Origin of the sequence: Microcoleus sp. AT8-A3, assembly GCF_036705675.1 — a bacterium.
Taxonomy (GTDB): Bacteria; Cyanobacteriota; Cyanobacteriia; order Cyanobacteriales; family Microcoleaceae; genus Microcoleus.
In genome coordinates this window covers 71,375-80,304 of sequence record NZ_JAUBVD010000027.1, presented here as the reverse complement: position 1 = coordinate 80,304, position 8,930 = coordinate 71,375, and the positions used below count along the sequence as shown (strand labels likewise).

General features: G+C 44.5%; 9 protein-coding genes. 2 read left to right on the top strand and 7 right to left on the bottom strand.

Annotated features, from left to right (window positions below):
* Nucleotides 1-79: 79 nt before the first annotated feature.
* The 3 genes from QUB51_RS17220 to QUB51_RS17210 all read right to left on the bottom strand — a co-directional run bounded on the left by QUB51_RS17220 (nucleotide 80) and on the right by QUB51_RS17210 (nucleotide 1,514).
* Nucleotides 80-268, bottom strand: a complete 189-nt coding sequence (locus QUB51_RS17220; protein ID WP_333056627.1) for a DUF2949 domain-containing protein — start codon at nucleotides 266-268, stop codon at nucleotides 80-82.
* 230 nt (nucleotides 269-498) lie between these two features.
* Nucleotides 499-903, bottom strand: coding sequence for a hypothetical protein (locus QUB51_RS17215; RefSeq protein WP_333211654.1), 405 nt, complete (start codon nucleotides 901-903; stop codon nucleotides 499-501).
* 416 nt (nucleotides 904-1,319) lie between these two features.
* Nucleotides 1,320-1,514 carry a hypothetical protein gene (locus QUB51_RS17210; RefSeq protein WP_333056624.1) on the bottom strand — a complete coding sequence of 65 codons (195 nt, stop codon included), beginning with the start codon at nucleotides 1,512-1,514 and terminating at the stop codon, nucleotides 1,320-1,322.
* A gap of 333 nt (nucleotides 1,515-1,847) precedes the next feature.
* Between QUB51_RS17210 and QUB51_RS17205 the strand changes: the two genes are divergently transcribed.
* The gene (locus tag QUB51_RS17205; RefSeq protein ID WP_333263659.1) at nucleotides 1,848-4,736 is read left to right on the top strand and encodes a PAS domain S-box protein; all 2,889 of its coding nucleotides are present in this window, start codon (nucleotides 1,848-1,850) and stop codon (nucleotides 4,734-4,736) included.
* A 122-nt stretch (nucleotides 4,737-4,858) separates the two neighbouring features.
* Here the strand turns inward: QUB51_RS17205 and QUB51_RS17200 are convergent, their stop codons facing one another.
* Nucleotides 4,859-5,449, bottom strand: coding sequence for a rhomboid family intramembrane serine protease (locus QUB51_RS17200; RefSeq protein WP_333056621.1), 591 nt, complete (start codon nucleotides 5,447-5,449; stop codon nucleotides 4,859-4,861).
* Between the two features lie 469 nt (nucleotides 5,450-5,918).
* On the opposite strand from QUB51_RS17200, the gene QUB51_RS17195 reads away from it, so the two are divergent.
* Entirely contained in the window at nucleotides 5,919-6,296 is a 378-nt protein-coding gene (locus QUB51_RS17195) for a Mo-dependent nitrogenase C-terminal domain-containing protein (protein ID WP_333056619.1), read from the top strand.
* Between the two features lie 550 nt (nucleotides 6,297-6,846).
* Here QUB51_RS17195 and QUB51_RS17190 read toward each other — a convergent pair.
* From QUB51_RS17190 to QUB51_RS17180, 3 genes are all read right to left on the bottom strand, one after another.
* Nucleotides 6,847-7,305, bottom strand: a complete 459-nt coding sequence (locus QUB51_RS17190; protein WP_333233971.1) for a hypothetical protein — start codon at nucleotides 7,303-7,305, stop codon at nucleotides 6,847-6,849.
* A 449-nt stretch (nucleotides 7,306-7,754) separates the two neighbouring features.
* The gene (locus QUB51_RS17185) at nucleotides 7,755-7,937 is read right to left on the bottom strand and encodes a ribbon-helix-helix domain-containing protein (protein WP_015178554.1); all 183 of its coding nucleotides are present in this window, start codon (nucleotides 7,935-7,937) and stop codon (nucleotides 7,755-7,757) included.
* Between the two features lie 525 nt (nucleotides 7,938-8,462).
* Nucleotides 8,463-8,927, bottom strand: a complete 465-nt coding sequence (locus QUB51_RS17180; RefSeq protein ID WP_333263662.1) for a GNAT family N-acetyltransferase — start codon at nucleotides 8,925-8,927, stop codon at nucleotides 8,463-8,465.
* Between the last annotated feature and the right edge of the window lie 3 nt (nucleotides 8,928-8,930).

Below are 8,930 nucleotides of genomic sequence, written 5' to 3'. Positions count from 1 at the left end.
ATTTATTTTCTGACTCATTTTCATCCCGACGCTCACCTTCGGTAGAGCGCGGGACTTCCCATTCGCATTAGTTAAATTGCTAAGTTGGCTGAGCTTCCATCCAATCAAAAATCAGGTTTAATTGTTCCAGTGTCACTAACCCGTACTGCCACAGAACCATCGGCAGTTCGCTGGCATCTTGTTCACCGTGTCGGAGAGCAACGGCGATGGCAGAATTCGATATTGCCAACTCTCCCCGCAAATAATCGATCAGTTGAGCCTTTCTCATCACCTTCACCGCCTGTTTTATGCGCTATTGTAAAGATATGTAGCTAATCAGTCTGTATCGGAAGTTTAAGTGCTCTAATTTTAGGTTCACAATAGAGAACCTTGTGTGATGGAAACCTCACAAAACTTGTGATAAAATTAAGAGAAAAAAGCGATCGCAGTCACAAGAACTGCGAGAATCAAAAATTGGGTTCCGCGATCGCTCGCTTCCCATGAATTCATTTAAAATTGCTAAAGTCCTAGCTGAAGCTGAACTCCCGCTTCTGTACCGCTGTCGGTTTGTTTTGGAGGTAAAGGATTTCCTTGACGCTGGGCGTCCGAAGGAGTAGTAATAAATTCCAATGGGCCCTCGATTTTGAGGCGAAATGTGTCGCCCAAGCTGCTTTCCCTTCTAGCAGAATTAGCCGCCGTTTCTGGTTCACCAATCAAGTTGTGGTAGTCCGAGTCTAAGGTTCTGTCCTCCACAGTCCTCAACGAGTCCCCCGATAAAGTCGTTTCCGAATATTGGGGCGTTGGTTGCAGTCTTTGTTGGGCGAGAACCGCCGGGGTCAAACCGATAAAAATTGAGCTCAGTCCGAGAGCAGTGCCAAGAGTAGCAATAACTGCGTTCATCATCCATGCCTCCGCTAGTTGCATCCTACTATCCTTATTTTACCCAGTCGCAATTAAGTTGTACTCTATCAAAAGTAGCTGCTTGTGGAGATATCAATTAAATTTACTGTCAAAACTTATAACTTTCGATCGCGCTATCGGTCAAATATAACTGACGCAGCAACCGGGTTGAAACGCCAAAATACGTCATTTCAGACATGAGTCAACCAAAAACTCTATTGGTTTGATTAGCGCGCCTCATGAGTGGAAAAATAGTTAGTGCTGGACGCACGGGCGGCTATCCATCGGTTGTTTTTCACGAAAATAGTTCGTTGCAGACCGCCAAAACGCTAAAAAAACCTGGTTTGAGATACCAGTTCCCAAAAAAATGCAACGGCAGACAAATTCCAAGCCCTTACAGAATCAGTCTTTCCTACTTCTTTAATTCTTTAATCTCAAATCTATAATAGGATGAGCGTGTAGAGTGAGTCCAGGATTGATACTGCATTCATCTCGATCGCCAATGTTCCCCAAGCGGACGATCGCGCTAAGATGGCGGTGGCAGTCGTTAAAAATTCAGTTGCCAGCGGCAGATTCCGAACTCTTAACAGCACTTTGCCTACTAAAACCATCTCAACTTCAAAACCTGCGCTCATCAAGTTGTACTTGACCAATAATTTCTTAATGGTACCCGCCACGTGATTTATCCGTGGAATCAATCCAACATCCAAAATCCTTGCATCCTCAAGCCCCCGGATTTATCCGTGGTGTCAATCTAAAATCTAAAATCTAAAATCTAAAATCGAATGACCAATAATTTCAAAGGTGGTACCCGCCACGTGATTTATCCGTGGAATCAATCCAAAATCCAAAATCCTTGCATCCTCAAGCCCCCGGATTTATCCGTGGTGTCAATTCTTTAATCTCAAATCTAAAATCTAAAATCGAATGACCGGAATGTTGTGGGTTCATAATAGTTCTGCTTTACCATGCCAATCAAATATCTGACAGACCCGATTTTAAAAATGTCGCGCAAAGTGCCAATTCGCATCGTCCTTGTTGTACCTTTTGCACTCCAGACTTTCGCTGCTGTAGGGTTGACGGGGTGGCTGTCGTTGCGGAACGGGCGCATAGCCGTCAACGATGTTGCCGCCCAACTGCGGACAGAAGTCACATCGCGTATCCAGCAACATATTAACAGTTATATTGAAACGCCACACCAAATCAATCAGCTCAATCTCGATGCCATCCGTCTTGGCATTGTGAACGTGCAGGATAGTGATAGTTTGCAACGCTACTTCTACAAACAAATCAAAATTTTTGATAAAATTAGCTACATTCAATTTGCATCCGAAGAAAAAGATTTTATTGGAGTGGAACGCCTCGACGACGGCAAGTTGCAAGTTCAGATTTCTAATCAATCTACTGGCTATAATTTGCATAGCTACGGGCTGTCAGAGTTGGAGGAACCAACCAAACTATTAAAAACTACTCTCAACTACGACCCCCGCCTCCGACCTTGGTACATAGCTCCGGTGCGTGCAGGAAAACCGACTTGGAGTAAAATCTATAATTATTTTGACGCTCCCAAACTAGCGATTACGGCGGCTCAACCAGTTTATGGCGAGGATGGTAAACTGATTGGCATTTTGGGTTCTGACTTGGCGCTTTCCAAGCTCAATCAATTTTTGGAAACTCTAAAAATTGGCAAATCAGGACAGACTTTTATTGTAGAAAGGTCTGGGCAATTGGTAGCAAATTCTACTCTGGAACCGCCATTTATTGTTAGCAATGGTGTGGCGAAACGGATTGTGGCAGCCAGCAGCAAGAATGTTCTAATTCGATCGACCGCCCGCTATTTGACTGAACGCTTCGGGGATTTGCACAAAATTGACAGATCTCGCCAGTTAGATTTTACGATCGACGGTCAACGGCAATTTCTACAGGTGACGCCGCTTTTAGACAGCAGGGGCCTCGACTGGTTGATTGTGGTGACGGTTCCTGAAGCCGATTTTATGGAAAGGATTAATGCCAACACTCGGTATACTGTGGTGATGTGTCTGGGTGCTTTGGTGCTGGCAACGGTGATTGGCGCTCTGACTTCTAGGTGGATTGTTGTACCGATTCGGCGTCTGAGCAAGGCTGCGGAGGGTTTGTCCCGGGGAGAATGGGACGGGATGGCGGTAGATTCCCGCTTGATGGCGTCTGTAGAGCGAGAGGATGAGGTGGGTGTCCTGGCTCGCTCTTTTAATATGATGGCCGCTCAATTGGAAGAGTCGTTTACTACTCTCGAAGATCGGGTGGAATCTGCGATCGCCGACAAAAATCAATTAATTATTTCTCTGAAAAAATCCCAGCAAAAACTGGCTCTCCATCTTCACCAAACTCCTTTGGGTGCGATTGAATGGAATCTAAACTTTGAAGTAGCGGAATGGAATTTGTCAGCGGAAAGAATTTTTGGATACAACCGTTTGGAAGCAATGGGACGCCACGGAGTCGATCTCATAGTTCCTGAAAATGCTAAGGAGTATGTCCGGCAACTATCTATAACTTTGCTCACTAATCAAGGAGGAATTAGTAGTATTAACGAGAACATCAGAAAAGACGGAAAAATTATTCTGTGCGAGTGGTACAATACGACCTTGGTTGATGCTGATGGCAGCATTATCGGGGTGGCATCGCTGATTCAGGATGTGACTGAATTTCACAGTGCTGTGGGGCAGTTGCGGGCCAGCGAGGAGCGGTTTCGCCAGTTGGCAGAAAATATTCATGAGGTATTTTGGATTAGAGAACCCAATCAAAAGCAGCTAGTTTATGTGAGCCCTGCTTGCGAGAAAATATGGAATTTGAGCTGTCAGAGTTTGCAGTCAGAACCGGAGGCTTTTTGGGATGCTATTCACCGGGAGGATCTCGATCGCGTCAAGGCTGCTTTTGCGAAACAGGGGCGGGGCGATTATGATGAGGAGTATCGGGTAGTGCGCTCGGACGGTTCAGTTTGCTGGGTGCGCGATCGGGCTTTTCCAGTCCGCAGCCAAACCGGAGAAATTTACCGCATCGTCGGTATTGCTGAAGATATTACCCAGCGCAAATTAGCAGAAGAATTCCAAAAAGTCGCTCAAACCGCTCAAGCAGCAAACCAAGCCAAAAGCGCCTTTTTAGCTAATATGAGCCACGAATTGCGAACTCCCCTCAACGCGATTATTGGTTACAGCGATATGCTCACAGAAGACGCGGAGGATTTAGGCTGCGAAGATTTTATCCCCGACTTGCAAAAAATTCAAACTGCCGGTAAACACCTGCTATCTTTAATTAGCGACATTCTAGATATTTCTAAGATTGAAGCGGGGCGGATGGAACTTTACTTAGAAACTTTCAACCCGGTTAATTTAATTGACGAGGTAGTTTCTACTGTCAAACCCTTGGTAGATAAAAATTCAAATAAGTTTGAAGTTGATGTTGCTGACGACTTGGGAATGATGTATGCTGACATTACCAAAACTCGTCAAATATTGCTCAACCTGCTGAGCAATGCAGCCAAATTTACGGAACATGGCACTATTACCCTCTGTATTGAAAGAGTTAAACATGACAGCTTAACCACTCAAGAAATAGCAGAACCTTCCGACTCAATAATTTTTCGCGTAGCTGATACGGGCATTGGGATTCCCCCCGAACAATTGCAGCATTTATTTCAAGCATTTATGCAGGGCGACGCATCAACTACCCGCAAGTATGGCGGCACGGGTTTGGGATTGACGATTAGCCGTCACTTTTGCGTGATGATGGGTGGCGATATGCAGGTTGAAAGCGAGTTAGGTTGCGGTTCGGTTTTTACTGTGTGCTTGCCGGCCCGCGTTGAATTATTGGTCAGCAGTTAGTCTTGCTTTCCGGGAGGCAATTGTTACACAAGAAACCAGGTTTATTGACAAAAAACCTACGCTTTTAGATAATTTATGAGCAATAAACCAAGGTGATGATAGGATGCAGCCTCAGTCTTATTCTAGCTAATTCGCCGTTTCTGCCGCCCCAAAAGTTGAGCTGTTAATACCCCGCCGACGAAGCCAAAGAAATGCCCTTGCCAGGAAATTCCCGGCTGCGAGGGCAAAACTCCCCAAATTAAACTGCCGTAGAAGAAACCGACAATTAAAGATACCAAAATAGATGTAAAGCTGCGTTCAAAATAGCCCCGCAGCAGCAAGAAGCCGAAGTAACCAAAGATTAATCCGCTGGCACCAATGTGAACGGAATAGGGCGCGCCAGTCAGCCAAACTCCGAATCCGCTGACTAGCACAGTGACCGCACTCACGATAAAAAAGTCGCTAATTTCTCGCAGCATGATCAACCAACCCAATGTCACTAAAGGGAGGGTATTGGTGGCTAAGTGAGCAAAACTGCCGTGCAGAAAAGGCATCAACAGGATGCCTTGAAGTCCGTCGAGGTTGCGGGGGCGGACTCCGTAGGCATTCAGCCTGCCTCCGAATAGGAATACATCGACAATTTCGATAATCCAGAGGAGGGAGACGAAGCCACCGAGAATGGCGGCGTGGCTTTGCAATTCGCGGGTGATAGCTTTGGTTTCTGGGTTACTCATGGGTGGTGAGGACGGTGATACCGATTATTTCTCATTGTAGAAGTTTCTGAGCGATCGCGAGCAAAGATTGTTGGGTCGATGTTTCAGGGTTTTTTGCAGCAGAGCTTATTTAGAAATATTATAAGTTTTATTAAAAATTCCGCATTTTCACGTATAGGATAATTCACCTGGATGCGTCACAATTGTAATTGAACAACAAAAGGAGACTCAACCGAAGGTTGAAGCTAAAAGGTAGAAGACAGAATTTTTACCCTCTCAATCAATTGTTGGGCTTGAAATGAGGACACTTTTTAGAGCGCACACCGTCTTTAAAAAAATCAGGAACTACTTTTCTCGCCCTAAGTCATTAATTTAAGAAGTTCAATCCGGTAAAGCAAAACGAGATGCTGTAGATACTGATTGTAGATAATATCGCACAAGCTCTACAGAGAGTTCTTGGCACCTCGTTATCAAAGAGGAAGAGAGCAAAATGAACGTATTTGATCATACAGTCTCCTACCGAACTCTGCCACATTGGGTAGGATTTGGCAAACAAGAAACCGCCGTTAATGTCGCTACAAATTCTCAGCCTTACGGTCAAAAGCCACACTTTGACCCCTTGCATCCGCTAAAACAATGGCTTGATAACACTGCAATTAAAAGTCAAAAGTTGGCACGGTTGCTGTGTAAGTTGATTCCTAGCCAGTGTCCGTTTGAGCGAGAAGTCAAAATTGGCGATCGCACTTTATTATCCATTCCGCCGCTGTGCAAGTTAAATCCGCTTTACGAGCAAGTGGTTGGGCTGCGCTTTCGAGCTTTGTGTTATTTGGCTGACGAATGTGGCGAAGATGTGACTCCTTATTGTTAATGCTGCAAAAACTTAAATTTCTCACTGTCATTTCACCCTCCCTTCTCCTTGTTGGGGAGGGTTTTTTTATTTTGAGATTATTCGGTGGTTGAAACCTGTTATATCAATTCCGGTTGCACCGGAATTATTGTTGACTGTTGACTGTTGACTGTTGACTGTTGACTGTGAGTCGAAAAACTGAATGGTTGAGTGTTAACTGTTGACTCGATTTTATTATTCCGATGCAACCGGAAACGATATTAACCTCAAACTCAAATGTGGCAAAGGGCCGATCATTCGATTTTAGATTTTAGATTTTAGATTTTAGATTTTAGATTTTGGATTGACTTGCGCGAGATAAATTCGGGGGCTTGAGGATTTTAGATTTTAGATTTTGGATTGATTCCACGGAGAAATCACGTGGCGGGTACCATCAAGAAATTCTTGGTCATTTGAATTCGAGGTTAAATTAGACAAACTTTCGTCTGCCTCAGCAGAAAAGCCAGATATTCTGTTAGATCCCCGGCTTTTTGAAAAAGTCGGGGATCTAAAGCCTGATCGCATTTAAATACTAAAGGGAGCGAATCACTCGTTGTTGGAGAATGCGTTTGCCTTTGTTATAAATACTAAGGCTAGCTCCTGTAACAATGTAATCGTAGGCACCATTTGTGGCCACGTAACCAGTCCCCTCTTCAGTTCGAGCACGCAGGGCAATTGTGCTGCCGTTACTCTTTTTAACGCCGTAGTAATATACTTGATTGGCGTGGTTGTAGCACAGATAAATCCGAAAGTTGCTGGTCTCGAAATAGTTTTCCACTTTCTGTCTTTTGCGAGCACAAAAATCTCTAACCTGTTTTTGGGGAGTGGATACATTAGCTATTTGTATGGTTTCAATCGGAGACTGAGTGCGAGACGCTGTTGGTGCAGTGCTTGTGTTCGATTGTCCTAAAGCCAAGGTTGCCGCTGGATTGCTGGCAAATAGCATTAAACCGAGTAAGCTGGTTTGTGTGAGTCTTGCTGTGAAGTTCATAAGTCATTCCTTTAAAAGATGTTGATGCGTCTAATCTAGGTAAGTGGGATTGATTAGGGCGATCGAACAGTACAGTTTTCGCCATTGGCCTCAAGGAGGAAATCCTGGGATGCAATTTCCGTTTGCCCTGCGATGGGACACTATTCTCAATAAGCTTTTAGGGGCAGGCTAGAAGCCCGCCCCACAATAGGATTGAATGTATAGTCGAAAGTTCGTTACTGAGAATGATATTTTTTTGTGAGTTTCTCTGCAACTGACTAGCCGCCGGACAATTAAATAACTGGCACTTTCGATTGCTGAGAGGACTTATGCACTAATAGGCGATCGCGAGGACAAAGCACAGAATGATTTTAAAGATTGGGTGCAAAGTGCGGGCGCTGATGCTAGTTTTCATCAATTTTGATAAGTGCGATCGCGCGACACGCCCCCGTAACCCACGAGGGAAGTCTTTACGTGTCGCTTTTGGGCTTTTCCGGTTCAGAAGGTAAATCTCCCTTTTTTTTCGCTTCCAAAACCGCCGTTTCAACGATAAAAGCGATCAAACTAGCTGTGGGTCTACCTTGCCGGTCGGCCCACAGTTCTAAGGATTCATAGATGTAGTCGGGGAGTGTGATGTGAACGCGCTTGCTCACTGTCAATATTTACTGTTTGTGAACGCTCCCAATCATACAAGTTTACGCCGATCGCGGTGTTATAACGCTATTTTAGTAATTTTCTGCTACCAATGAGGGCCTTTTGTGCAATAATTTGTACAGCACACCACAGGTGCAAAGTCAAAAGCCAGTCCCCCGCCGTGGAAAGCAAGGACTGGCTATGGCTCCAATTAACAAGGAGATACACCTATTATGCCGTATGAAAAACGTCTCAGACCGTGGATCGTTGTTCGTTTGCTTCCAAATCTACAAAGGGTCGTTATCGGTCGCTTTCGCAGTTGGTCTGATGCAGAGGGTCATTTGCGAGTTCTCAAACAACTGCTTCCTGCTGCTCAATTGACCCTAGTTTTCGATCCGATCGATTAATTTTGGTGGCGAGTAATTGAAGTGCGATCGCCCTTGGTTTGAGAAGGGCGATCGCCTTTTCTAAGCTAAGACAAACTTTTGTCTTTTACCTATGTAAAAGCTTCTAATATCCTAGTCATGGGAATAAAAAGTGAGAGTTCATCGCCTTCTAAGGCAATGAACTCGTATTGCAAATAAAAAATAAAATCCCTTAGCTTGTTCGTTCAATGCGTCAACTATCACTCCCAATACTCCTATATCTTCTGACAAACGAATCACTCTGTTAAAAGCATCGACTAGCAGTGTCTCACCTAGTCTTCTACCCTGCATTGATTGAGTTACTGCCAGTTTTCCGATCCGCATGACTCGAAGAGGATAGCGCGGCAACCCTCTTCTGTAATTTTCAGGAAGTAACTCTAGTTGTAATGCAGCCATACTTATTGAATAATAACCTGCTACTTGACCGTCACCGTCTTGAGGAATTGCCACCCAAGTTTTAGCAATCCCTTTTCTTTGATTTTGTCGGGCGTATTTTTGGAGATACTGATTTAACTCCGGCACACCGCAATCAAAATTCTCCCGAATCACCCTGCTATCATCTATAGAGCAAAAAATCCCTTCCATTAT

Bases quoted from the DNA above. Each gene is read 5' to 3' on its own strand.
- QUB51_RS17220 (WP_333056627.1), bottom strand. From the start codon at position 268: ATGAGAAAGGCTCAACTGATCGATTATTTGCGGGGAGAGTTGGCAATA.
- QUB51_RS17215 (WP_333211654.1), bottom strand. From the start codon at position 903: ATGCAACTAGCGGAGGCATGGATGATGAACGCAGTTATTGCTACTCTT.
- QUB51_RS17210 (WP_333056624.1), bottom strand. From the start codon at position 1,514: ATGAGCGCAGGTTTTGAAGTTGAGATGGTTTTAGTAGGCAAAGTGCTG.
- QUB51_RS17205 (WP_333263659.1), top strand. From the start codon at position 1,848: ATGCCAATCAAATATCTGACAGACCCGATTTTAAAAATGTCGCGCAAA.
- QUB51_RS17200 (WP_333056621.1), bottom strand. From the start codon at position 5,449: ATGAGTAACCCAGAAACCAAAGCTATCACCCGCGAATTGCAAAGCCAC.
- QUB51_RS17195 (WP_333056619.1), top strand. From the start codon at position 5,919: ATGAACGTATTTGATCATACAGTCTCCTACCGAACTCTGCCACATTGG.
- QUB51_RS17190 (WP_333233971.1), bottom strand. From the start codon at position 7,305: ATGAACTTCACAGCAAGACTCACACAAACCAGCTTACTCGGTTTAATG.
- QUB51_RS17180 (WP_333263662.1), bottom strand. From the start codon at position 8,927: ATGGAAGGGATTTTTTGCTCTATAGATGATAGCAGGGTGATTCGGGAG.